The 23,532-nt window shown below is 72.3% G+C and carries 19 protein-coding genes and 1 pseudogene; 11 read left to right on the top strand and 9 right to left on the bottom strand.

Annotated elements, in window-relative coordinates; translation table 11 throughout:
* Both ACYVJE_RS07950 and ACYVJE_RS07945 read left to right on the top strand, forming a co-directional pair.
* Window positions 1-1,536 (top strand): acyl-CoA synthetase, encoded by a 1,536-nt coding sequence (locus tag ACYVJE_RS07950; RefSeq protein ID WP_461143956.1) that lies wholly within the window; start codon window positions 1-3, stop codon window positions 1,534-1,536.
* Between the two features lie 196 nt (window positions 1,537-1,732).
* On the top strand, window positions 1,733-2,392 hold the full coding sequence (locus tag ACYVJE_RS07945) for a DedA family protein (protein ID WP_461143955.1): 660 nt from the start codon (window positions 1,733-1,735) through the stop codon (window positions 2,390-2,392).
* Between the two features lie 183 nt (window positions 2,393-2,575).
* Here ACYVJE_RS07945 and ACYVJE_RS07940 read toward each other — a convergent pair whose 3' ends face one another.
* On the bottom strand, window positions 2,576-3,676 hold the full coding sequence (locus ACYVJE_RS07940) for a pyridoxal-phosphate-dependent aminotransferase family protein (protein ID WP_459156043.1): 1,101 nt from the start codon (window positions 3,674-3,676) through the stop codon (window positions 2,576-2,578).
* A 184-nt stretch (window positions 3,677-3,860) separates the two neighbouring features.
* Here ACYVJE_RS07940 and ACYVJE_RS07935 point away from each other — a divergent pair, with 184 nt between their 5' ends.
* From ACYVJE_RS07935 to ACYVJE_RS07915, 5 genes are read left to right on the top strand one after another with little or no spacing between them, the layout of a single operon-like run.
* Entirely contained in the window at window positions 3,861-4,718 is an 858-nt protein-coding gene (locus ACYVJE_RS07935; RefSeq protein ID WP_461143954.1) for an ABC transporter ATP-binding protein, read from the top strand.
* Between the two features lie 20 nt (window positions 4,719-4,738).
* Entirely contained in the window at window positions 4,739-5,500 is a 762-nt protein-coding gene (locus ACYVJE_RS07930; protein ID WP_461144033.1) for an ABC transporter ATP-binding protein, read from the top strand.
* 30 nt (window positions 5,501-5,530) lie between these two features.
* Window positions 5,531-6,796 carry an MDR family MFS transporter gene (locus ACYVJE_RS07925; protein ID WP_461143953.1) on the top strand — a complete coding sequence of 422 codons (1,266 nt, stop codon included), beginning with the start codon at window positions 5,531-5,533 and terminating at the stop codon, window positions 6,794-6,796.
* A gap of 56 nt (window positions 6,797-6,852) precedes the next feature.
* Window positions 6,853-8,346 (top strand): ABC transporter substrate-binding protein, encoded by a 1,494-nt coding sequence (locus tag ACYVJE_RS07920; protein ID WP_461143952.1) that lies wholly within the window; start codon window positions 6,853-6,855, stop codon window positions 8,344-8,346.
* Window positions 8,343-10,079, top strand: a complete 1,737-nt coding sequence (locus ACYVJE_RS07915) for an ABC transporter permease subunit (RefSeq protein ID WP_461143951.1) — start codon at window positions 8,343-8,345, stop codon at window positions 10,077-10,079. The genes ACYVJE_RS07920 and ACYVJE_RS07915 overlap by 4 nt, the downstream gene beginning before the upstream one ends.
* 43 nt (window positions 10,080-10,122) lie before the next feature.
* On the opposite strand, the gene ACYVJE_RS07910 is transcribed toward ACYVJE_RS07915, so the two are convergent.
* Entirely contained in the window at window positions 10,123-10,983 is an 861-nt protein-coding gene (locus tag ACYVJE_RS07910) for a nicotianamine synthase family protein (RefSeq protein WP_461143950.1), read from the bottom strand.
* A gap of 69 nt (window positions 10,984-11,052) precedes the next feature.
* A complete protein-coding gene (locus ACYVJE_RS07905) occupies window positions 11,053-12,708 on the bottom strand; it encodes an L-lactate permease (protein ID WP_461143949.1) in 1,656 nt (551 codons plus the stop codon).
* A 153-nt stretch (window positions 12,709-12,861) separates the two neighbouring features.
* Here ACYVJE_RS07905 and ACYVJE_RS07900 point away from each other — a divergent pair, with 153 nt between their 5' ends.
* On the top strand, window positions 12,862-13,530 hold the full coding sequence (locus ACYVJE_RS07900) for a GntR family transcriptional regulator (protein WP_461143948.1): 669 nt from the start codon (window positions 12,862-12,864) through the stop codon (window positions 13,528-13,530).
* 169 nt (window positions 13,531-13,699) lie between these two features.
* On the opposite strand, the pseudogene ACYVJE_RS07895 reads toward ACYVJE_RS07900, so the two are convergent.
* The 3 genes and pseudogenes from ACYVJE_RS07895 to ACYVJE_RS07885 form a co-directional block, all read right to left on the bottom strand.
* Window positions 13,700-14,389: pseudogene (locus ACYVJE_RS07895) on the bottom strand (substrate-binding domain-containing protein); the annotation flags it as partial.
* Between the two features lie 72 nt (window positions 14,390-14,461).
* The gene (locus tag ACYVJE_RS07890; RefSeq protein ID WP_461143947.1) at window positions 14,462-14,938 is read right to left on the bottom strand and encodes a (2Fe-2S)-binding protein; all 477 of its coding nucleotides are present in this window, start codon (window positions 14,936-14,938) and stop codon (window positions 14,462-14,464) included.
* 10 nt (window positions 14,939-14,948) lie between these two features.
* The gene (locus ACYVJE_RS07885) at window positions 14,949-17,288 is read right to left on the bottom strand and encodes a molybdopterin cofactor-binding domain-containing protein (protein WP_461143946.1); all 2,340 of its coding nucleotides are present in this window, start codon (window positions 17,286-17,288) and stop codon (window positions 14,949-14,951) included.
* Between the two features lie 301 nt (window positions 17,289-17,589).
* Here ACYVJE_RS07885 and ACYVJE_RS07880 point away from each other — a divergent pair, with 301 nt between their 5' ends.
* The gene (locus ACYVJE_RS07880) at window positions 17,590-18,471 is read left to right on the top strand and encodes a helix-turn-helix transcriptional regulator (protein WP_461143945.1); all 882 of its coding nucleotides are present in this window, start codon (window positions 17,590-17,592) and stop codon (window positions 18,469-18,471) included.
* A gap of 1 nt (window position 18,472) precedes the next feature.
* Here ACYVJE_RS07880 and ACYVJE_RS07875 read toward each other — a convergent pair whose 3' ends face one another.
* Window positions 18,473-19,279 carry a GntR family transcriptional regulator gene (locus ACYVJE_RS07875; protein ID WP_459156054.1) on the bottom strand — a complete coding sequence of 269 codons (807 nt, stop codon included), beginning with the start codon at window positions 19,277-19,279 and terminating at the stop codon, window positions 18,473-18,475.
* A 180-nt stretch (window positions 19,280-19,459) separates the two neighbouring features.
* Here ACYVJE_RS07875 and ACYVJE_RS07870 point away from each other — a divergent pair, with 180 nt between their 5' ends.
* Window positions 19,460-20,341: an amidohydrolase family protein gene (locus tag ACYVJE_RS07870; protein WP_461143944.1), complete on the top strand. Its 882-nt coding sequence runs from the start codon at window positions 19,460-19,462 to the stop codon at window positions 20,339-20,341.
* 208 nt (window positions 20,342-20,549) lie between these two features.
* Here ACYVJE_RS07870 and ACYVJE_RS07865 read toward each other — a convergent pair whose 3' ends face one another.
* Window positions 20,550-21,284: a class I SAM-dependent methyltransferase gene (locus ACYVJE_RS07865; RefSeq protein ID WP_461143943.1), complete on the bottom strand. Its 735-nt coding sequence runs from the start codon at window positions 21,282-21,284 to the stop codon at window positions 20,550-20,552.
* Between the two features lie 128 nt (window positions 21,285-21,412).
* Here ACYVJE_RS07865 and ACYVJE_RS07860 point away from each other — a divergent pair, with 128 nt between their 5' ends.
* Entirely contained in the window at window positions 21,413-21,991 is a 579-nt protein-coding gene (locus tag ACYVJE_RS07860) for an acyl-CoA-like ligand-binding transcription factor (RefSeq protein ID WP_461143942.1), read from the top strand.
* An 83-nt stretch (window positions 21,992-22,074) separates the two neighbouring features.
* Here the strand turns inward: ACYVJE_RS07860 and ACYVJE_RS07855 are convergent, their stop codons facing one another.
* Window positions 22,075-23,505, bottom strand: a complete 1,431-nt coding sequence (locus ACYVJE_RS07855; RefSeq protein ID WP_461143941.1) for an MFS transporter — start codon at window positions 23,503-23,505, stop codon at window positions 22,075-22,077.
* Between the last annotated feature and the right edge of the window lie 27 nt (window positions 23,506-23,532).

Below are 23,532 nucleotides of genomic sequence, written 5' to 3'. Positions count from 1 at the left end.
ATGACCACCGCGCAGCCCCCGATGGACCTCGGCTCGTGGATCCCCCGCCGAGCCGCCGCGAATCCGCACCTGCCCGCGATCACCTTCACCGGCACCACCCTGACCTACCGCGAGTTCGCCGACCGCATCGACCGGCTCGCCGCCGAGCTCTCCGACGGCGGGGTGCGGCACGGCGACCGGGTCGGCTACGTCGGCCTGAACGATCCGGCGTTCCTCGTCTCCCTGTTCGCCGCCGCGCGGATCGGCGCCGTGTTCGTCCCGATGAACTTCCGGCTGACCGCTCCCGAGCTCGCGCACATCCTCACCGACGCCGAGGTGCACACCGTGCTCGCCGACGCCGACCGCACCGCCGTGGTCGACGCGGCGGCCAGCGGGGAGGTCCCCCGGCGCCGGATCGCGCTGACCCCGGTGCCCGGGTGGGAGACGTTCGAGGAGCTGCTGGCCGCGCGGGAACCGCTGAGCGACCCGGTGCACCCGGGACCGGACGAGGTCGCCGTGATCATGTACACCTCGGGCACCACCGGCCGCGCCAAGGGCGCGATGCTCACCCACGGCAACCTGTTCTGGAACAACGTCAACGCGCTGCTGACCTTCGACACCAGCCAGCACGACGTGTCGCTGGTGTGCGCGCCGCTGTTCCACATCGGCGGGTTGAACGTCACCACGCTGATCACGCTGCAGAAGGGCGGGCACGTGGTGCTGACGCCGGCGTTCGACCCGTCCCGGGCGCTGGAGCTCATCGCCGAGCACCGGGTGACCACGATGTTCGGCGTGCCCGCGATGTTCCTGTTCATGAGCCAGGTCCCCGAGTTCGCCACGACCGACCTGTCGAGCGTGCGCTACTTCGTCTGCGGCGGGGCACCGGTGCCGGAGGCGCTGATCCACCGCTTCGGCGAGCGCGGCGTCCCGTTCGCGCAGGGCTACGGGTTGACCGAGACGGCCCCGCTGGCGCTGGTGCTGCGCACCGACGAGGTGGACGTGAAGATCGGGGCGGCCGGCCACCAGGTGCTGCCGCTGTCGGAGGTGCGGCTGGTCGACTCGGACAACACGCCCGTGCCCGCCGGCGGGACCGGCGAGGTCTGCGTGCGCGGACCGCAGGTGATGGCCGGCTACTGGCGCAACCGGGAGGCCACCGCGGCGGCCATCGACGCCGAGGGCTGGTTCCACACCGGCGACCTCGGCACCACCGACGACGAGGGCTACGTGTGGATCGTGGACCGCGTCAAGGACATGATCATCTCCGGTGGCGAGAACGTCTACCCCGCCGAGGTCGAGGACGTGCTCTACGGCCACCCCGCCGTCGCCGAGGTCGCCGTGCTCGGCACCCCGCACGGCACGTGGGGCGAGGCGGTCACCGCCGTGGTCGCGACGCGGCCCGGAGCCACGCTCACGCTGGACGAGCTGCGGGAGTTCGCCCGCGACAAGATCGCCGGGTACAAGATCCCGCTGCGGTTGGAGCTCACCGAGTCCCTGCCCCGCAACACCACGGGCAAAGTGCTCAAATACCGCATCCGGGAGCAGCTCGCCGAGACATAGCCCACGACGCGGGGCGGCTCAGGGGGAAATCCGGATGCGCCCGGATGCGCGCGGCCGGGGGTGGCAGGTGAACTGGGGGCATGGATGCCCGTCCCACCACCGCACGCACCGAGCACTCCCCGCCGCGGCCGCCGGTCGCCGCGGCCGCCCCGCCCCCGCGCCTTCCCGCGGGGGTCCGGGCGCAGGGGGCGGACGCGTGAGCGGTGCCGCACTGGACCTGCTCGAGCAGGTGATCGCCTCGCCCTGGGTGTACCTGGTGCTGCTCGCCCTCGCGGGGCTCGACGGGTTCTTCCCCGTCGTCCCGGGCGAGACGGCCCTCGTCACGGCGGCCGTGCTCGCCGGCTCCCACTCCCCCGACCTGCCGGCGATCATCGCCGCGGGCACGGCGGGCGCGTTCCTCGGCGACCACGTCGCGTACCTGATCGGGCGCAGCCCGTTCGGCCAGTGGCTGGCCGCCCGCCTGCGCTCCCGCCCCCGCGGCCGGGCGGCCTTCGCCTGGGCCGATGCCACCCTCACCGAGCGCGGCGGGCAGGTGCTGCTCGCGTCCCGGTACGTCCCCGGGGTGCGCACCGCGACCACCCTCACCCTCGGCGGGGTGCGCTACCCGCGGCGGAAGTTCGCGCTGTTCGACGTCCTCGCCGCCGGGTTCTGGGCCACCGGGTGGACGCTCGTGGGCTACCTCGGCGGTGCCGCGTTCGGCGGCGACGGGCTCTCCTCCCTCGCGTTCGGCATCGGGTTGGCCTGCGCGCTGATGCTGCTCAGCGAGGTCGCGCGACGCCTGTGGCGGTACTGGCGGGGCCGGCGCGGCCGCACCGCTGCGAGCGAGGCCGCGGAGACGTCCGGCAGCGGCCGGTGAGCGGTCGCCTCCCGGCGCGCAGCCGGCGGCGACCGGCGCAGACGTGGGGCGCACCGGTCCCGCGAACGGGTCCGGTGCGCCCCGTGCGACCGCGCTGCCTCCGCGCGGCTGCGGCGGAGGCCGGAACCCGGCTCGGCGGCGGACCCCGCCGAGCCGGTGGCCCGCCGCGCGCCCACCGCGAGGTCAGCGTCCGAGAACCCTGCGCAGAGCGCCGAGCAGCAGCTCAACGCGGTTCAGGCACGCGTTCGGCCCCATGAGACCGATGCGCCACACGCTGTTGGCGTACGGACCGGCGCCACCGCCGATCTCGATCCCGTAGTCGGTGAGCAGCTGCTTGCGCACGTCGGCGGAGTCCACGTCCTCCGGCACGACCACGCTGGTGAGCTGGTGCAGCCGGTGCCCTTCCGCGGCGAACAGCTCCAGGCCCATCTCCTGCAGGCCCGCCTGCAGCGCCTCCCCGGCCGAGCGGTGCCGCTCGGCCACGGCGGGCATGCCCTCCTCCAGCACGCGCCCGAGCGCGCCGTGCAGGGACGCGACCATCGCCGTGGGGGCGGTGTGGTGGTACGCGCGGCCTCCGGAGGACCCGCCGGTCACGTAGTCACCGATGAGCCCGAGGTCCAGGTACCAGGTCGTCGGCCGCTCCACCCGGCGGTTCCACGCCCGCTCGGAAACCGTGAACGGCGCGAGCCCCGGCGGCACGCCGAGGCACTTCTGGGTGCCGGCGTAGGCGATGTCCACGTTCCACTCGTCGAGCTGCATCGGCTCGCCACCGATCGAGGTCACGGAGTCGACGAGCAGGAGCGCGCGGTCGTCGCGCCGGCGCAGCTCGGCGCCGAGCCGCTTGATGTCGCTGCGCACGCCCGTGGACGTCTCGGCGTGCACGGCGGCGACGAGGGACGGCGACGGGTGCGCCTCGAGGACGCGGTCGACGTCCACGGGCTGGCCCCAGGCGTGGTCCACGCGGACCACCTCGGCGCCGTAGCGGGAAGCGACGTCGCACATCCGCTCCCCGAACAGTCCGTTCACCGCCACGACCACGACGTCACCGGGACGCACGAAGTTGACGAAGGCGGCTTCCATTCCGAGTGAACCGGTCCCGGAGAGGGGGAGGGTGCGCAGGTTCTGCGTCCCCCACACCTGCCGCAGGCGGTCACCGGTCTCGTCCAGCATCGCGAGGAACTCGGGATCCAGATGCCCGAGCATCGGGCTCGCCAGACCCGCGGTCGCCTCGGGGTAGGCGTTCGACGGCCCCGGGCCCAACAGAGAACGTTCCACAAGTGCCATGGCGGGCATTCTATGTGGCGCAGGTCCCATGCCGACGAAGCGGACGGGTTGACACAACCGAACAGCGGGCGCTAGAAGTCCGGACGCACAGCGCTTCCAACCTGGTCAGCAGGGTGCACGGCCAAGCGAGCGGGAAGCCGGAGGCCGCACTTCCACTGCTCTTGCAAATGATTATCATTGTTCCGTGACAGCTGATCAGCCCCACCCAGCCACGACTCCGACGAACGGGGCGGACGAGCGGCCTCCCGCCCTCGAGGTCGAGGCCCTCTCCGTCGACATCGGCGACCGGAGGCTCGTCGACGACGCGCACTTCCGCCTGCACCCCGGCCAACGGCTCGGCGTGATCGGCGAGTCGGGCTCCGGCAAGTCCCTGACCGCCCTTTCCCTGCTGGGCATGCTCCCACCTGGCTCGCGGACCACCGGCAGCGTGCGGCTCGGTGGACGCGAGCTGCTGGGCCTGCCCGAAGCGCAGTGGGCACGACTGCGCGGCTCCTCGATCGCCATGGTCTTCCAGGACGCGGTGGCCTCCCTGAACCCGCTGGTGCGGGTGCAGCGTCAGATCGCCGCCCCGCTGCGGACCCACCGCGGCATGCGGTCGTCCGAAGCGCGCGCAGCCGCCCGCGAACTCCTCTCCCGCGTCGGCTTCCCGGAACCGGCACGCGTGGCCCGGTGCGCACCGCCGCAGCTGTCCGGCGGGCAGCGGCAACGCGTCGCGCTGGCGATGGCCTTGGCCTGCCGGCCGACGGTGCTCGTGGCCGATGAGCCGACCACGGCGCTCGACGTGACGGTGCAGGCGGAGATCCTCGACCTGCTCGACGAGGTCACCAGCGGTGACGACGGCCCGGCGCTGCTGTTCATCTCGCACGACCTGCCGGTCGTGGCGCAGCTGTGCTCGCGCGTGGCGGTGATGCACGAGGGCGCCGTCGTCGACGACACCTCCGTGCGCGAACTGGTGCACCGCCCGCAGCACCCCCGCACGGCCGCGCTCGTCGACAGCGCCCTGGCCCTCAACGACGACGCGGATCGCGAGGTCACGACTTGAGCACCCTGCAGGCGACGCGGCTGCTCCGCACGTACCGGGATCCGCACGCGGGACCGCTCCGGCCCGGCCGCCGCGTCCGCGCTGTCGACGGGGTGGAGCTGCAGCTGGCCCCCGGTGAGCGCGTCGGGCTCGTCGGCGAATCGGGCGGCGGCAAGTCGACCTTGCTGCGGTTGTTGCTCGGCCTCGAAACCCCGGACGAGGGCCGCGTCACCTACGGCGGTCGCGCGGTGCGGACCGGACGTGCGCGAGGGCTGCGGTGGTACCGCTCCGAGGTGCAGGCCGTGCCGCAGGACCCCTGGTCCTCGTTGAACCCGCGGATGCGCGTCGGCACCGCCGTCGCAGAACCGCTGCGCGGTCTCGGAGTTCCCGGACCGCACGACCAGCGCGTCGCCGAGGTGCTGCGGACCGTCGGCCTGGCACCGGAGGCGGCCGAGCGGTATCCCGACTCGTTCTCCGGTGGTCAGCGCCAGCGCATCGCGATCGCCCGCGCGTTGGCCCCGGAACCCCGGCTCCTCCTCGCCGACGAACCGGTGAGCGCGCTGGACGCCTCCGTGCGGTTGCACGTGCTGCGCCTGCTGCGCGAACTGTGCGAGCACAACGGTCTCGGCCTGCTGCTGGTGACGCACGACCTCGCGGCGGTGCGCGAAGCCTGCGACCGGGTGGTGGTCATGCGGCGCGGCCGGATCGTCGACGAGGGCCGCACCGAGGACGTGTTCCGCTCGCCCGGGAACGACTACACCCGTGCCCTGATCAGCGCCATCCCGCGCCTGGACTCCGCTTGAAACCCCGCGACTTTCCGAAGGAGCTGCTCCTTGACCACTACCAGCACTCGGCGTGAGGCGCTCGTGCAGCGCTGGTCCCTGCTCGGCCATGTGGCCCGGCTACCCGGGATCGTCCGGTTGCTGCTGGCCACGCAGATGGTGTTCAACATCGGGTTCTACCTCGTGGTCCCGTTCCTGGCCGTGCACCTGTCCGAGGACCTGGCGATGGCCGGTTGGGCGATCGGAATCGTGCTCGGTGTGCGCACGTTCAGCCAGCAGGGAATGTTCGTCGTGGGCGGTGCCCTGGCCGACCGCTACGGCGTGCGCCCCACCGTCCTCGCCGGTTGCGCCCTGCGCGTCCTCGGTTTCGTGGTGCTGGCAACCGCTTCCGCCTTCTCCACGGTGATCATCGGTACCGTCCTCATCGGATTCGCCGCCGCGCTTTTCTCCCCCGCCGTGGAGTCGGCGTTGGCCTCCTACGGTTCCGATCTGGAGCAGCGGGGTACCATCACCCGCACCGAGTTGTTCGGGCTGTTCGCCATCTTCGGCGAAATCGGATCGGTCACCGGACCACTGCTCGGTTCCGCGCTCCTAACCGTCGACTTCGGACTGACCTGCTGGATCGCGTCGGGCGTGTTCGTGCTCGTCCTCGCAGCGCACGCGCGCTGGTTGCCGCTCAGCAGCGGGAACGGCCGCCGCCCGCTGCTGCAGGGCTGGTCGCGGATCGCGCGCAACCGCACGTTCCTCGTCTTCGCCGCTGCCTACAGCGCCTACCTGCTCAGCTACAATCAGCTCTACCTGGCGCTTCCCGCGGAACTCGGACGCGTCGGCGCGGAGTCGGCGCTGGGCTGGATGTTCGCGCTGGCCTCCCTCATCGTCGTGGTCGGCCAGCTGCCGGTGGCGACCTGGGCGCGCTCGCGGCTGGGCGCGACGCGGGCCCTGCCCCTCGGCTTCGGACTGCTCAGCTCCGCCTTCGCCGCGGTGGCCGCCTGGACGCCGTGGGAGCCGGCTCCGTTCGACGTGCTGCCCGCGGTGATGTTCGTCGTGCTGCTGACGTGCGGTCAGATGCTCGCGGTACCGCTGGCGCAGGACCTGGTGCCGCGGCTGGCGGGCGAGGACAACCTCGGTTCGTACTACGGCTTCTTGGCCTCCGCCGGCGGGCTCGCCGTGCTGATCGGCAGCGGGATCGCCGGTGGCCTGCTGGACATGGCCGCGCATCCCAATCCCGCCGCCCCGGTGCCGTGGCTCGTGCTGGCCGCACTGCCGGCCGTGGGCGGGATCACTCTGCTGTCGCTCTCCCGCAGGCTTTCAAATTGAAAACCATTTTCGATAGTGTGCGGAAGCTTTCCCCCACCCGAAGGAGGTGTGCGCCCGTGCTCGCGCGCACGAAACGCATCCGCGACGCGGCGGTGTTCTTAGGAACAGCGCTGATGCTCTCCGGCTGCTTCGCCAACACCGGCGGTGACGGCGCGGACGACCGCATCGGCGTCGGGCTGGCCTTCCAACCCGCCGCCGACATGTCGCCCTACAGCGACGACGCCGTGCTGCTGAGCAAGATCGGAGCCACCGAGACCCTCACCGTCATGGACGACAGCGGATCGCCGCAGCCCGGACTCGCGGAAAGCTGGGAGCGCACCGAGCCGGACACGCTGCGGCTGACGCTGCGGCCCGGAGTCACCTTCCACGACGGCACACCGCTCACCGCCGAGAACACCGCGGCCGCGCTCCGGCACGCCGCCGAAGCCCCGACGCCGCCCCGCTCGCTGGACGGCGTGGAGCTGAACGCGAATCCCACCGGCGAACGCACTCTCGAAGTATCCACCGAGCGGCCCGATCCGATCCTGGCGCACCGGCTCTCGGCGCCGGAACTCGCCATCCTCGCCCCCGCCGCCTACCGCGAGGACCCGGAGGCCCCCGATCCGGTGCGGGCGGGCACCGGACCGTACGTGCTCGACGAGGTGCACGGGAGCACGGGCGCGGCGCTCAGCGCCAACGAGGAGTACTGGGACGGTGCGCCGAAGTCCTCAGGAGTGGACGTGCGGTTCATCGCCGACGGCTCGACCCGGGTGAAGGCCCTGCGCGCCGGCGAAGTCGACGTCGTCGACGCCGTTCCGGCCTCGCAAACGGCCACGCTGTCCGACCACAAGGTGCTCGACTTCCCGCTGCCGCGGCTGATCAGCACCCACCTGAACACGCAGCAGGGGCCGTTCACCGATCCCGGCCTGCGAGCCGCCGCGCGCGAGGCCGTGGACGGGCGGGCGATCGCCGAGTCCGTCTACTCCGGACAGGCCGACCCGGCTCGCGGCTTGTTCGGCCCCGCCAGTCCTTGGGCGGAGGACGACCCGCAGCGCGGGGAGACCCCTCCGGACGAGCCGCAGGGGAAACCGATCCGGGTCGCGACCTACGACGAGCGCCCGGAACTGCCCGAGACGGCGAGCGTGGTCGCCGAAAAGCTGCGCTCCGCCGGATTCCGCGTCGAGGACGTCGTGGTCCAGGAGTACTCCACGATGGAGTCGGACCTGCTCAGCGGCGCCTACGACGTCGTGATCGGGACCCGCTCGTACGGCGTGGACACCGGCGATCCGGTGAGCTACCTGAGCACGGACTGGACGTGCGAGGGCAGCTACAACCTCTCGCAGTTGTGCGACCCGGCCATCGACGCCGCCGTGGCCGAGGCGACGCGGGCCGACCCGCAGCAGCGCAAGAAGGACGCGACGCGGATCGCCGAACGCGTGCTCGGCACCGACGCGGTCATCCCGCTGGCGCACGAGCGCACCCGCATCGGACTGCAGCAGAATGTGCGCGGCGTCGCCGAGGACAGCTTCGACCGCCGTCTGATCACCGAGGAAACGGAGGTCGGTGCGTGAGTTCCGCGCTCCGCCTTGCCGCAGCGGCCCCCGCACTGCGGGGGCCGCTGGTCGTTCTCGCTTCGCTGACCGGCCTGGCGTTCCTCGTCGGCGCGCTGCCGTGGCTCAGCGGCGACGACCCCGCGCAGACGATCCTGCGCGCCCGATCGGCCGAGCGGGAGCTCAATCCCGCCGTACTGGAACGCATCCGGCAGCAGGCCGGCATCCCGGACGACCCGTTCACCGGTACGGTTAACTGGTTGGCGGGCGCGTTGCAGGGCGATTTCGGCCGGTCCTGGATCACCGGCGCCCCCGTCGCGCCGGGGGTGGTGCAGGCGCTGGGCATCTCGGCGACCTTGGCGGCGGCGGCCAGTGCCGTCTGCCTCGTCGGCGCGCTGCTGGTGCTCGCCCCGAGCCTGTGGCGCGCCGCCCGCACCGGAGAGCCGACCGGCACCGGCGCGGCGACTGCTGGCGCAGTGCTCGCGGCGCTGCCGGAGTTCCTCGTGGCGGCGGTGCTGCTCACGGTCGTGGCCGTCCACTGGGGACTCGCACCGACGTCCGGGTGGTCGGGTCCGGGCAACATCCCGCTACCGGCCCTGGCGCTCGGCCTGCCCGCGGCCGGCGTGCTCAGCCGCGTGCTGTCCTCCGCCGTGGACAGCACGCTGGCCGAACCGTGGGTGCGCACGTGGCGCGCCGCCGGTTTCCGCCGCACGGCCCTGGCCGGCGCGCTGGCGCACCGCGCCGTCGCGATCGCGCTGCCGCAGGTGGTGCTGCTGTTCGTCGGACTGCTCGGCTCCGGGATCCTCATCGAGACGATCTTCACCATCCCCGGGCTGGGCGCGACCGCGCTGGAGGGAGTGCTCGCGCAGGACCTGCCGCTGGTGCAGGCGTGCGTGGCGGTTCTCGTCCTCCTCGGACTCGGGCTGGGAGCGCTGGGCATCCTGGCGCACCGGGCGCTGCTGGGGCCGGCGCTGCGCACCGCGGGCATGTCCCCGAGCGCTCGGGGTGCGCGGGGTGCTCCGCGGTGGGCGCTGGCCGTGGCCACCGTGCTGTGCGCGGCCGTCGCGGTCGGGTTGCCGCGCGACCCCTACGCCGTCGTGCTGCAACAGCGGTTGAGCGCGCCGACGGGGGCGCACCCCTTCGGCACCGACGAGCTGGGCCGCGACATGCTCGCCCGATTCGCCCACGGGGCGCTGGTGAGCATCGGCGTGGCGCTCGCGGTGAGCCTCGTCGCGCTGGTCGTCGGCGTGCTCGCCGGCACGCTCGGCACCCGCTCGCGCGCGGGGGTGGCCGACGTGCTCAACGCGATGCCCCCGGTACTCGTGGGCATCATCCTCGTTGCGGTGACCGGCCCGGGTCTGCTCAGCGCAGCCGTGGCCGTGGGGCTCGTGGCGTGGATCCCGCTGGCGGTGCACAGCCGCACCCTGGCCGCCGAGGTCCGCGCCTCCGGGTTCGTGCAGGCGGCGGTGACCAGCGGGTCGGGAACCGCGACGATCCTGGTGCGGCACCTGATCCCGTCCGTGCTCCCGGCCGTGTCCCGGCACGCGTTGATCAGGATCCCGCACAACGCGCTCGCCCTGGCCAGCCTCGGCTTCCTCGGCCTGGCCGGTTCGCACGACTCGCCCGAGTGGGGCGCGATGCTCTCGGAATCGCTCGACTACGCCGAAATCGCCCCGTGGACGGTGGCCGTGCCCGTGGTGGGACTGCTCCTGCTCGGCGTCGTCGCCGGCCTGACGCGCGCGGGCCGCGGCTGAGCACGTCGGTCTCGCCCGCGGGCGAGACCGACGTGCTCGTCGATCAGGCGGGACGCGCCACGAGCACCGAATTGACGACCTCGTTGCACGGGTGCACCTCGAGCAGCGGGCGGAACCCGTGCAGCTCGTCCGCCGAGATCACCGGGTACAGGGCGGCGCGCATGCGGTGCGCCGAGCGGACCTGCAGCGTCGTCCGCGGGTGCAGCCGCCGGGCGAGCGCGTCGAGCACGGACCTCTTGCCGCTGCCGTCCTCGCCCACGAGAGCGGCCAGCACGACGACATCGGCGTTGGCGACGTCGTCGCGCTGCGCCGCCGCGACCGCGTCGGCGTGCACGGTGCCGACCCGGTCGGACAACCCCAGCGCGCGGGCGACCCCGGCGGCCAGGGTGCAGGCCCCCTCGTCGCAATCGACGTGGACCACGCGCGCTCCGTGCTGGTGGGCGTGCACGAGACCGGTCAACGGCAACGGCCCCGCGCCGAGGAAGGCCACCGAGCGCGGTTCGCCCGCACCGACGGCGGCGGCCGCGGCGCGTTCGACGCGGACGAGGTCGTGGTAGTTGTCCAGGTACGGGAACCGGTTCAGGACCGCCCACGGTGCGGCCGCCCCGAGCAGCTCGCGCGCCCAGTGCTGTTCGAGCCGCGTCTCCCCTTCAGCGCTGAGCCGGCGCAGGGAGCGCAGCAGCGCGGTGGAATCCGGTCGGGATAACACCTCGCCGGCCGTCCGCTCATCGGCCGAGGTGCACAGCTCGACCAGTCGGCCGAAGAGCGCGTCGGTCTCCGCGGAGGGGCGCAGGTCGATCTGCTGCAGCCGGTCGTTGAGCCGGCGCAGCTCGTCGAGGAGGTCGGCCGCGTGCGGGAAGGTGGGCAGGCTTGCCGTCGGTGCCGCCGGTTCGGGAAGATCCATGCTCGTAGCATATGTGAAAATGGGTACCATTATCATCAGAGTGGAAAGGTGGTATCCACAACACCGCCATCACGGCAGCATCCAGCCCAGCACCGGGGTGGCCTGCAGCGCCACGAGCAGGCAGACGCCGGCGAGCAGCGCCAGGCTCCAGCCGACGGTGCGGCGCAGCAGCTCCCCCTCGCGCCCTTCCAGCCCCACCACGGCAGCGGCGATGGCCAGGTTCTGCGGCGAGATCATCTTCCCCACGACGCCTCCGGAGCTGTTGCCCGCGGCCAGCAGTTGCTCCGACAGTCCCGTCTGCTGGGCAGCCGTCATCTGCAGCAACCCGAACAGCGAGTTCGCCGAGGTGTCCGAGCCGGTAACGGCCACGCCCAGCCAACCGACCACGGGGGACAGCAGGGCGAACACGCCGCCGGCCTGGGCGAGGAACAGCCCCAGCGTCACCGTCTGGCCGGAGAAGTTCATGACGTAGGCCAGCGCCAGCACCGACGAGACCGTGACGATGGTCCACCGGAACTGCCCGAGGGTGTCGCCGTAACTGCGCAGCGCCCGGGCCGCCCGCACGCGGTAGATCAGGGCGGTGAGCACGCCCGCCAGCAGCAGCACCGTGCCCGCGTTGAACAGCTCGAACTCGAAAGCGGTGCTGGAGGCAGGAGCACCGGAGCTGTCGAGCACGCGCAGACCCGGCCACGCGAACTCCCACGTGGCGTGCTCCGACAGCCAGTCCGACACCGCCCCGAAGGTGGTCACCGCGAACAGGCCCACCACGATCAAGTACGGCGCGAAGGCCCGCAGCGCGGAGCCCTTCCCCTCGCGCCGGTCCATGGCGGTGTCGAACTCCTCGCTCGGCGCCGTGCCGTCCCCGCCGGCGACGACGGGCACCTGCCGCGTCACGGCCAGCCGCTCGCTCGGCTGCCACACCCGCAGCAGGCCGACCACCGCGAACGCGCCGGCGAACGCCGCCACGACGTCGGCGATCTCGTAGGCGATGAAGTTGGCGGCGAGGAACTGCGCCACGCCGAAGACCGCACCGCCGAGCAGCGCCGCCGGCCACGTCTGCCGCAGCCCCCGCCGACCGTCCACCATGAACACGAGGATCAGCGGAACGACCACGGCCAGCACCGGCGTCTGCCGGCCGACCACGGCGCCGAGCTCGGCCGCGTCCAGACCCGTGACCTCGCCGAGCGTGGTGATCGGCACGCCGATCGCGCCGAAGGCCACCGGGGCGGTGTTGGCCACGAGCGCCACCGCGGCGGCGCGGATGGGCCGCACCCCGAGCGTGACCAGCATCGCCGCCGACACCGCCACCGGTGTGCCGAACCCGGCCAGCGCCTCGAGCAGCGCTCCGAAGCAGAAGGCGATGATCACCGCCTGGATCCGCTGGTCGTCCGACAGCGAACCGAAAGCCCGGCGCAGCACTCCGTCCCAGCCGGTCAGCTCGGTCAGCTTGTAGATCCAGATCGCGTTGAGCACGATCCAGAGGATCGGCACCAGCCCGAACGCGGCACCCTCGGTCCCCGCCAGCGCGGCCTGCACCGGCGGCATGCCGTAGCCGAGCACGGCCACGGCGACGGCCGCGGCCAGTGCGACGAGCGAGGCCTTCCAGGCCTTCCAGCGCATCCCCCCGAGCAGCACGAACAGCGTCAGCAGCGGCAGAGCGGCGATCAGCGCGCTCCACCCGAGCGACCCCCACAGCGGGGCGTAGGTCTGCTCGTAGGCCTCCATCGGCCCTCCTCGATCGTCCAGCAGCGGCAGACGTGGTGGCTCATCTCACGTACGATTGCCAGACAATGACCTCTGCCTGTCGAACTGTCAACAGCTCGAGCAGGCGTTCGCGGGGGCTCCGGAGAGGAACGACCGGATCGTCGAGGAGGCGCCATGGCGCGCACTGCGGGACAACCACTGGCGACGGTGTCGGTCGTCGACGCGCTCATCGCCTCGCTGCGCGAGCGGGTGCTCGACGGCGAACTGACTGCCGGCACGACCCTGGCCGAGAACGAAATCGCCGCGGACTACGGAGTTTCCCGCCCCACTGCCAAAAGCGCCCTGTCCACACTGGTCCAGCAGGGGTTGCTGCGCCGCGAAGCCAACAAGCCCGCGACCGTGCCGCAGCTCGGACCCGCGGACGTCGAGGACGTCTTCCTGGTGCGCACCCCGCTGGAACTCGAAGTCGTGCGGGCGCTCGGCGCGCGGGGCACCGCACCCGTGCGTGCGGCCGAACGCGCCGTCACGGACTTCAGCGCCCTGCGCGACACCGATTCGCCGAGCGCGTTCGCCGAAGCCGACCTGCGGTTCCACCAGCTGCTCGTCGACGCGGTCGGCAGCCCCCGCCTCACCCGCCTGTACCAGGCCATCCGCGGGGAGATCCACCTGTGCATGGTGCAGACGCGCCACACCCTCGGCCACGACCGGATCGCCGCGGAGCACACCGCGGTGCTCGACGCCCTGGCGGCCGGCGACGCGGACGGCGCGGTGACGCGGATGCGCGAGCACCTCGACGGTGCCCGGCGCTCACTGCAGGGGCATTTCGACGAGCCCGGGCGCTGAGCGGAGCTCGGGCACCACCCGGCGTCCCGGCGCTCGGGCCTTCCCGCCCCCAGGCCTCGCGAGGTTGCCGCCGCACCGCCGCCGCGGCCCCACCGGGCGGACCAGGGCCCCGACGAGGCCCTTCCGCGGCGAGCCCCTCGCCGGCGGTGCGCCCGTGTCGCGGCGTTGGTCAGCGGCGGCACCCGCACGAGTCGCGGTGGACGAACCGCGACTCGAGCCTGCGCTCGACGGGTGCGCGGTCGGGGTCGTCGAGGCGGTCGATGAGCAGCCGCACCGCCTCGGCCCCGATGTCGTGGCTCGGCTGGGAGATCACGCTCAACCGCGGTGCGAACAACTCGGCCCAGGGGAAGTCGTCGAAGGCCACCAGCGCCACGTCGTCGGGAACGGCCCAACCGAGGTTGCGGATCCCGTGCATGCAGCCGATGGTCATCGCGTTGTTCGCGGTGATGATCGCTGTCGGTGGCTGTTCCAGCCGCAGCAGGTCCTCAGCAGCGCGGCGAGCGGACTCGACTTCGGAGGAGCCTTCCCGGTGCAGGTCCGCAACAGCGGTGATGCCGTTGCGCCGCAACCCTTCCCAATAGCCGGCGAGCCGCTCGGTGGTCGTGCTCAGGCCGGTGATCCCGGCGATGAAGGCGATGCGGCTGTGGCCGAGGCCGGCCAGGTGATCAACCAGCTCCGCGGTCGACTCGGTGTTCTCGGCGCACACCTGGTCGTGGCCGGCGCCGAGCACGCGGTCGGCGAGAGCGCAGGGAGTGTTGTTCTCCGCGAGGTAGCGCACCGTCCGTTCGGGGTCTGCCGACGGCGCGAGGACGATGCCGTCGACCCGGCGTTGGTGCAGGTGCGACACGACGCGGAGCTCGTGCTCCGGATCATCGCGGGAGCGGCGCTGAGGTGAGGGCCGCCGCGGGGATCCTGCGGCGGCGTCCTGCTGCTACATCCTCCCGGCCCCCTTCTTGATGGCCTCGCGGATGCGGGGGTACGTGCCGCACCGGCAGATGTTGCGGATCTCGTCGAGGTCCGAGTCGCGGACCTCGTGGCCTTCGGCCCGCGCCTGCCTGACCTTGGCGACGGCGGCCATGATCTGCCCCGGTTGGCAGTAGCCGCACTGCGAGACGTCCTGCTCGAGCCAGGCGTCCTGCATCGGGTGCAGGTCCCCGCCGACCGCGTCCGCCAGCCCCTCGATCGTCGTGATCTCGTCGTCCTCACCGATCGCCGACACCGGCACCGAGCACGGGTTGAACGCCTTGCCGTTGTAGTGGCACGTGCAGGCCTTGCAGACGTTGATGCCGCACCCGTACTTCGGCCCGGTGATGCCGAGGAGGTCGCGCAGCACCCACAGCACCCGCACGTCGTCCTCGACGTCGACGGTGACGCGCTCGCCGTTCAGGATGAAAGAGTGTTCCGGCACGAGTTCCTCCTCAGTACGCGTACTTCAGCCCGTCCGTCGGCGACGGCGGAAGCGGCGGTTCCTTCGGCTTCGGGTCGAACCCGAGCGTGTCGTGGTTGATGGGGAAGCTGGTGGGCATCTCGCCGACGGCCCGCGCGTAGGCGCAGGCCACGGCGGCCATCGAGGAGGCGACGCCGAGCTCGCCGGCACCGCCGGGCTCGCCGGTGGTGGGCGGCATGACGATGATGTTCGTCTCCGGCGGGACGTTCCACTGCCGGGTGTAGAAGTAGTCGTCCCAACTGCCCTCCAGGAACAGGCCGTCCTGCAGGTGCAGGCTCGAGGTCAGCGCCAGCGCGATGCCGTCCATGAGGCACCCCATCATCTGGGCCTCCAGCCCCCGCGGATTCACCGGAAGCCCGACGTCCACAGCGGACACCGCCCTGGTCACCCGCGGTCCGGTCACCGCGTCGCGGATCCGCCGCCCCGTCGTCTCCGGGCGGCAGTCGATCTCCACCAGCACGGCGTTCACCCCGTAGTACTCGGCGTGGAACCCGATGCCCTGCGCCGTGCCGGCCGGCATCTCCCTGCCCCACTCCCCGGCTTCGGCCACCTCGTCGAGCACCGCCCGGGCGCGGTCGTCCTTGAAGAACCGGCGGCGGAAATCGCGCGGGTCCTCGCCCATCTCACCGGCGAGCCGGTCCACGATCAGCTCCCGGGCGCAGGTCACGTTCGGCGAGTAGACGTTGCGCATGCTGCCCGTCGGGAAGTCGTCGTAGGTGAACACCTCGTTGAGCAGCTGGTCGGCCGCCCCGAACTCGTAGGGCACGTGCTGCGTGGTGGCGAAGATCGTCTCGGACAGCGTCAGGTTCGCGGCACCGGGCGGGAGCTTCGAGGCCATCGCGGTGACGATCTCGCCCAACCCGTGGGTGAAATCGGTGGCCACGCTGGTGTGCCGCTGCTCGTAGGTGAGCACGTCCTCCCCCGAGTAGGAGACCCGGATCCGGGAGGTGTTCATCGGGTGGGTGCGCCCGTGGCGGGAGTCGTCGGTGCGGTGCCACATCAACTTGACCGGTTTGCCGAGCTCCTGCGAGATCTCGGCGGCCTCCATCGCGGCGTCGTGGAACAGCTTCCGCCCGAACGACCCGCCGCCCTCGGTGACGTGGACCGCGACCGCGTTCTGCGGCAGCCCGAGCTTCTCCGCGATGAGCCCCTGCGCGGCGATCGGTACCTTCAACCCGCTCCAGATCTCCGCGCGGTCGGGTCTGACGTCCGCGATCGCGCTGTTCGGCTCGAGCGCGCTGTTGCTGTTGAAGTAGAACGTGAACTCGCCCTCCAGGGTCTTCGCCGCGGGGTCCACGTCCGGAACGGCCAGCGGAACCTCGCCGGATTTCAGCTTCTCCAGCACGCTCGCGTCGGACTCGCCGTCGACGCTGCCCGCGCCCCAGGAGACCTCCAGCGCGCGCACGGCGTCGATGCACTGGCCGAAGGTCTTCCCGCGCACGGCAACGCCGGTCGACACGGGCACGACGTCGGTGATGCCCGGCATCCGCCGCACCCGGTCGAGGTTGCCCACCGACTCGACGGGCGCGTTGAGCCTGGGCGGGCGGCAGACCATCGTCGGCAGCGCATCCGGGACGTGCAGGTCCGTGGCGAACTTCTTGCGACCGGTGACGATGTCGCGCGCATCGATGCGGTTCTGCGGTTTTCCGATCACCGAGAAATCGGCGGAGGGCTTCAACTGCGCGGAAACCTGCCGCGTCCGCCCGGCCGCGGCCTTCTCCGCCAGTTCCCCGTAGTCGACGCTCCTGCCGCCCGGAGCGCTGATCACACCTCCGTGCGGGGTCAGCTTCGCGACGGCCTCGTCGAGCTGGGCCGAGGCGGCTCGCAGCAGGCTCCCCCTGGCGATGGCGGCGGCGACGCGGATCGGGTTGTAGGTCGCGATCGTCGTGTTCGACCCTCCGGTGAGCTGGTTGAACACGAGCTCCGGACGGGCGTCGGCGAGGCTGATGCGGACCTTCTCCACCGGCAGGTCCATCTCCTCCGCGATGATCATCGCCGTGGAGGTGGTGATCCCCTGCCCGACCTCCGCGCGGGGCAGGGCGAACGATACCGTGCCGTCGTCGTTGACCTGCACCGTGATCAGGTTCGAAGTGGGCCGGGCCGCATCGGTCAGCATGTCGTTGAGGTCGTAGATCTCCGCCGGCTGCGGTGGGGAGTGGACCGCGGCCGCGGCCTCCGGACCGGACCTCCCCGCCACCAGCTCCGCCGCCGACACGAGCGTCGGAGCGGCGAGCAGGTAGCCCAGGAACCGGCGCCGCCCCAGATCGGATCGCCCGTCCCCCAGGTGCGGCGGTTGCGAGTCCTGTGCCATCGATCGTTCCTTTCAGCACGCACGACACGGCGGGTGTCCGCGAGCTCGCACGGGGCAACAGATCGCAGGTGAGGATGGGCCCCGACGCGGCGCCGCACTACTGACGTTCGTCAGTAGTGCGGCGCCGGAGGGGTTTCCGCCGCGGTCGGAGCGGTGCAACCCCCGGTGCTCCGTCCCGCCGGAGGCCGGTCGCGCTGCTGCCAACGGATCTCGACACGTCCCTGTGCGCTGGGTAGTCTTCCCGGACCCTCGTGGGATCAGCTGCACCGGAGCAGCTGCCGCCGGCGGTGCAGGGGGAGGCATGGACCACCAGCCCAGAGGACTGGAGCACGCCCGGCTCGAGCAGGTGCTCGCCGACATCCGAGCCGCCACCGAAGTCGACGCGACCTTCGGCGGGATCACCACCCCCGAGTCGGCGGGGTTCACCATCACCCGCACCTGCGGCGTGCGCACGGAAGTCCTGCGCGACCTGGAGATCCGGAGCGGACTCGGCCTCGGTGGCAAGGCGATGAGCATGCGCAGCCCGGTGTGGGTGCGCGACTACACCCTGGCCCGGGGCATCACGCACGACTACGACCCCGAGGTGCGGACCGAGGGGCTGCGCGCGATCTTCGCCGTCCCGCTGACGGTCGGCGAGGACGTCCGCGCGGTGATCTACGGGGCGCTGCGCCAGGACGTCCCGCTGGGCGACCGGACGGTGCGCGCCGCCGACCTCGCCGTGCGCCGGTGCGCGCGGTGGGCCGTGCGCACCGGCGCCCGCGGGATCGCCGACACCGCGCAGGCCGCGCCGAGCGCGACCCCGGAAGTGCCCGGGACCGCGGGAGAGGCCCCGGGCGGGGCGGTTCCCGCCCTGCAGCGCCTGCGCAGCGCGCACGACGAGCTCGTGGCCATCGCCGACGCGGTCACCGACGAAGAGCTCAAGCAGCGGCTGCAGGACGTCTGCGCGCGGATGCGCAGCCCGCTGCAGCGCGTCACGAGAACACCGGCGGTGCACCTGTCCCCGCGCGAGCTCGCGGTGCTCACCCAGGTAGCCGAGGGTTGCAAGAACAGCGAGATCGCCGAACGGCTCGAGATCCTCCCCGGAACGGTCCGGGCCTACCTGCAGGCCGCGATGCGCAAGCTGGGCACGAACAACAGGGTGCAAACCCTCAACGCGGCGCGCGAGACCGGCTTGCTGCCCTGACTCAGGAGCCGGGGCCGTTTCCGGGGCCGGGGCCGTTTCCGGGACGCAGTCGGGTCACGAAGGAGAACCGATCGCCCCGGTACAGCGAGCGGACGCGCTCGACGGGTTCCCCGTCGTCGGACCACGACACGCGGTGCAGCAGGATCATCGGCACGGACGGGTTCGTGCCGATGAGCAACGCCTCCCGCGGGGTGGCCAGCACCGTTTCGATCCGCTCCTCCGCCTCGTCGAAGACGACTCCGAGCTTCTCCCGCAGGAACGCGTACAGCGAGCTGTCCGGATCGAACTCGCCGAGCAGGTCCGGGAACCGCCGGCGCGGCAGGTACGTCGACTCCAGGCCGACGCGTTCGCCATCGGCCAGCAGCACGCGCTCCAGGTGCACCACTTCCCCGCCGGCGGCCAGTCCCAGGTCCGCCGCGAGCTGCTCGTCGGCCCCCACCACCTCCGCGGTGATCAGCGTGCGCCCCGGCTCGATGCCCTGCGCGCGCATCCCCTCGGTGTAGCTGACCAGCGCCAACGGCTGCAGCAGTTTCGGCCCCGCCACCACCGTCCGACTCCCCTGCCTGCGCAGGAGCTTCCCCTCCAGTACCAGTTCACCGACGGCCTGGCGCAGCGTCACCCGCGAAACGTCGAACCGCTCCGCGAGCTCCCGCTCCGGGGGCAGCTCCGCGCCTTCCTCGAGGTCCTCGATCAGCCCCAGCAGCGCGGTCTTGACCGCGTAGTAGCGCGGAACGCGACCGTGCTCCGGAACCCCCGCCCGGACGGGGTCGCCCGCCCTGCGCGGCGGGCCGTGCGATTCAGTGGCCATACCCGAAGCGTAAGCGGGACCCGGCACCGCTCGGGCGGCGAGCGCAGGTGCGCCCCGCCCCCACCGGGCGGTTCCGCAGCGCTCGCAGGGCAGCGTCCCGCCGCGCTGCGCGGCTTGGGAGACTGCCGGGAGGGACCGTTTGCGCAGCGGCAGCGCGCAGGACGACGGGAGGAGCGGACGGTGGTGGACGCGGACGAGCGCACCGCGGTGCACCGGTTCTGGTGGGAGCTGGGCCTGCCCGGCCTCATCGACGTGCACACGCACTTCATGCCGCAGCGGGTGCTGGCGAAGGTCTGGGAGTACTTCGCCGCCGCGGGGCCGCTGGTCGGGCGACCGTGGCCGGTCCGGTACCGGCAGGACGAGGACGCGCGCCTGGAGACGGTGCGCGGATTCGGCCTGCGCGCCTTCACCTCCATGGTGTACCCGCACAAGCCGGGCATGGCGGAGTGGTTGAACTCCTGGAGCGCCGACTTCGCCGCGCGGACACCGGAATGCCTGCACACCGCGACGTTCTTCCCGGAGCCCGGGGCCGCGGACTACGTCCGCCGGGCGCTCGGAAGCGGCGCCCGCGTGTTCAAGTCGCACATCCAGGTCGGCGACTACGATCCGAACGACCCGGTGCTCGACCCGGTGTGGGGGCAGCTGGCCGAGGCGGGCGTTCCCGTGGTCACGCATTGCGGATCCGGCCCCCGGCCCGGCACGCACACGGGACCGGAGCCGATCCGGCGCCTCCTCTCCCGGCACCCGCGGCTGCGGTTGGTGGTGGCGCACCTGGGCATGCCGGAGTACCGCGAGTTCCTCGACCTGGCCGCGGAGCACCCGGGCGTGCTGCTGGACACGACCATGGTGTTCACCGATTTCATCGAGGAGGAGGCGCCGTTCCCGCGCGCGCTGCTGCCCCGACTGTCCGCCCTGGGCGACCGCATCCTGCTGGGCACCGACTTCCCGAACATCCCCTACCCGTACTCGCACGCCCTCGAGGCGCTGGCCCGGCTGGACCTCGGCGCCGACTGGCTGCGGGCGGTCTGCCACGACAACGCGGCGCGCCTGTTCCGGCTGTGAGGCCCGCGATCACCCGAGGCGGCGGACCAGGCCCGGCTGCACGCCGAATACGCCGCGGTGCTGCGCCGCCTGCTCGGAGGTCTGCGCTCCGCACCGCCCGCCCCGTGACGGTGACCGCCCCCGGTCCGGACACCACCGCCGGGTGCTCGTGAGAGCACGTCAGCGCGCACGGCCCGGCGCACCGCGCGCGCTGACGTCTGCCGCCCGCTCAGCGGCGCACGGCGCGCAGGTGCCACATCCGCCCGCGGATCCGGCCTCGCTCATCAGTGCTCGCCACCTCCGGGTTCACGGTCATCCCCGCCTGGTGCAGCGCCTCCAGCCCGGTCCGCTCGAGCTCCTCGACGGTGAACGCCGTGGTGTACTCGGTCTCCGCGATCTCCCGGACGTCCCAGTGGGCGCCGAGGTGCTCGCGCAGGTCCGCGGGGCTGACCGTCATCGAATCCGCCATCCGGAAGCCCTCGCCGCGATCTGCGAAGCAGAACACGTGCAGCTCGGCGTCCGGGGCGGTCACCCGGTGCAGCGCCGCGGAGTAGGCGGAGCGCTCCTCCTGGTCGAGGCAGTGGTACAGCGCGCTGTCCAGCACCGTGTCGAACGGGCCCGGCACGCCGTCCATCGTCGTGACGTCGGCGTGCACGAAGTCGATGTCAGCGCCGCGCTCCTCGGCCCGCCGGCGGGCCGTGGCCACAGCGGTCTCGGACCCGTCGACCCCGGTCACCGCGATCCCGCGGTCGGCGAGGAAGATCGCGTTGTCCCCGGTGCCGGAGCCCGCGTCGAGCACGGCTCCGCGCAGCTGCCCGGCGTCGGCGGCGGCCACCACGGCCGGTTGCGGCTCGCCGATGTCCCACGGGACCCGACCGAACGGCACCTCCACTCCTTCCACCGGTGACTTCCCCTGGTAGAAGGCTTCGAAATCGACCTCGTCGACGGTGAACCCGGATGCCATCCTCCTGCTCCTTCCCTGCGGACGCGGCTCACCCCGGTACTGCCCGAGGCACCTCCAGCAAATGACACACCGTGCCACTTGTCAATGCGGTAGCATGTTTCGGACGAGAAGGGGAGGATCCGGACACCATGGACCTGCGCGAGCGCAAGAAGGCGCTGACGAGAGCCGCGATCGAGGACACCGCGATCCGCCTGTTCACCGAGAACGGCTACGACGCGACACCCATCGACGCCGTCTGCGAGGAGGCCCTGGTCTCCCGGCGCACGTTCTTCCGCTACTACACCGCCAAGGAGGACGTCGTGCTCGGCCGCTCGCGCGACGCCTACGCGCTCGCCGAGGAGGAACTGCACCGGCGGCCGGACGGCGAGCCGTACCGGGACTCGGTGTGCGCCGCGTTCCGCCTGCTCGACCCGCTCTTCGACGACGACCGGGAGCGCCAGCTGCAGCGGGTGCGGCTGCTGACGGAGGTGCCGGCGCTGGCAGGCCCGTTCCTCAGCGCGCTCGCCGAGTTCGAGGCGCTGCTGGCCGGGTTCCTCGCCGGACGCAGCGGACGCCCGCGCGACGACGCGCGGGTGCGGCTCGGTGCCGCCGCGACGACCACGGCCTTCCGGGTCGCCGTGGAGATCTGGCGCGACCACGGCGGTGAGCCGAACCTGGCGGAGCTGGCGCAGGAGAACCTGGACCGCCTGCTGCCCGCGGAGACCTGAACCCCGCCGGCGCTGCACCGCACCGCTCGCGCGCGGACGCGCAGGTGCTGCGACACCGGAGTGCGCCGCGGAACCGCCCCGCGTCACGCCCCGGCCGAGCTCGCCCGGGGCGTCCGCGCTGGCCCCTGCAGTTCTTCGAGGCTCTGCCCGGCGGTGCGCGCGCCGAACGCGGCGAGCACGACGACGCCGAGCAGCAGCAGTCCGCACAGCATCGCGAACACCCCGCCGAAACCGAGATCGGTGTGCACGTAGCCGATGACCACGGGCGCGAGGATCGCGCCGACCCGGGCCACCGCGCTGGCCATCCCCATGCCGCTGGTGCGCACGGCCGTGGGGTAGATCTCCGCTGTGTAGGTGTACAGCGGCGAGGCCACGCCGTGGAGGCAGAACGACAGCGCGATGTTGCAGCAGAGGACCGCGACGGCGCTGCCGGCCGCACCGAGACCCGCAGCGCAGGCGACGCTGCCGAGCATGAAGACCACGATCGTCCACTTGCGGTCGAGGCGCTCGCTGATCGAGGCCGCCAGGTAGTAGCCGGGTATTTGCGCGATCGCCCCGGCCAGCGCGAAGGCGAAGCTGTTGGTGATCGTGAACCCCTTGAGCACGAGCAGCGTGGGCAACCACGTGCCGTACCCGTACTGCACCGCCTGGAAGGAGAACCACAGCAGGCACACCACTGCGGACCGGCGAACCATGCCCGGTCCCCACAGAGCGGTCAGACCGCGCAGCGGATTCCCCGAACCGTCGTGCCCGCTGGTGTCGACGCGCTCACCGGGACTGCCGCCCGTGGACGGACTGCCCGAACCGGGCGGGACGCCGGATTCACGCTCGAACCGCTCGACAATGGCGCGAGCTTCGTCGAACCGGCCCCTGCCGATGAGGAACCGCGGCGATTCCGCCATCGTCCGCCGCCACCACAGCAGCAGCACCACCGGCAGCGCACCGCTCATGCACGCGATCCGCCAGCCCGGTTCCGGCTGCGGGCTGATCACGGTGACCGCGGTGATGCCGGCCAGGGTGTAGCCGATGCCGAGGAACATCATCGTCCGGCCGATACCGCGACCGCGGTGGCGCTGCGGCAGGAACTCCGAGATGTAGGGCACGATCGCCGTCGCTTCGGCCCCGATGCCGATACCGCTGAGGATCCGCCACGTGATCAACTCGCCCGGTCCGGACGAAGACGCCGCGCACAGCGTGAACACGACGTAGACGAGCAGCGCGTACATGAGCACCCGACGACGGCCGATCCAGTCCGCGAGCACTCCGGCGGCGAGCGCACCGACGAGGTAGCCGATGAACACCGAGGCCAGCAGCCATCCGGCGATGGCGGAGTCGAGCGCCCAGGCGGCCACCACCGCGGAAGCCGCGTAACCGAGCAGGACTCCGTCGTAGGCCTCGAAGAGGTGCCCCAGGCCGCCTTGCACCATGAGACGGCGGTGGGGTGTGCCCACGGGGAGCCGGTTGAGCCGCGCGAGCAGGTCCGCACCGGAAGGAGTCGGGGGCGATGCCGTCATGGGCCGCTCCTTGCTGAACCGCGATGT

Source organism: Salinifilum aidingensis, assembly GCF_054782015.1.
This window is presented reverse-complemented; position numbering and strand designations above follow the sequence as displayed.